This window comes from Neisseria sp. P0021.S006 (genome assembly GCF_051956895.1).
On record NZ_JBQCWZ010000986.1, the window covers coordinates 1 to 545 of the forward strand.

Genomic DNA, 545 nt, shown 5'->3' on the forward strand with positions numbered 1-545 from the left:
TCCCTGCCCTTTGGCGTAAATGGCGGCATAAAGCAAAAACAAAGCATTGCGTCCATCTACAAATGTATTGGGCAGGCCGTCTGAAGCTGTTTCAATGGATGCCGTATCATCCATCAAGGCGTTATGTGTAATCTGTTGCATCAGGCTCAAATCGAGTACTGTCTGCTTCACGCCCAAATCTTGGGCAATCCAACGCGCGCGCTCCAATTCGATGGCGTGGCGTTGCCCATATTGAAAAGTGATGGCCTGCACATTTTCACGGCCATATGTTTGAATTGCCTGAATCAGGCAGGTTGTTGAATCCTGCCCGCCCGAAAAAATAACGAGGGCCTGCTGTTTTTCCATAGTAAATTCCTAGTTTTGTTAACGCGGGAGGTTTGCGAACCGCGTGATTCGAAGATTGACGGATTATAACGGATTTCGTCTATAATCACGGCACTTCATTTTCTTTTATATAGCATAATCATGAGCATTTACGCCCTGAAACCAAAATTCCAAAACCTATTGCGCCCCATTGTTAAGCGACTGTATCAAAAAGGTATTAC

The 545-nt window shown here is 45.3% G+C and carries 1 protein-coding gene, 1 pseudogene and 1 riboswitch; of the genes and pseudogenes, one reads left to right on the plus strand and one right to left on the minus strand.

What is annotated here, in order from left to right; translation table 11 throughout:
• On the minus strand, positions 1-345 hold a 345-nt coding region (locus ACTHUM_RS18300), incomplete at its 3' end, for a 7-cyano-7-deazaguanine synthase (protein ID WP_440403722.1).
• A gap of 3 nt (positions 346-348) precedes the next feature.
• Positions 349-394: riboswitch (PreQ1 riboswitch) on the minus strand.
• Between the two features lie 71 nt (positions 395-465).
• Between ACTHUM_RS18300 and ACTHUM_RS18305 the strand changes: the two are divergent.
• Positions 466-545 (plus strand): annotated as a pseudogene (locus tag ACTHUM_RS18305) (CDP-alcohol phosphatidyltransferase family protein); the annotation flags it as partial.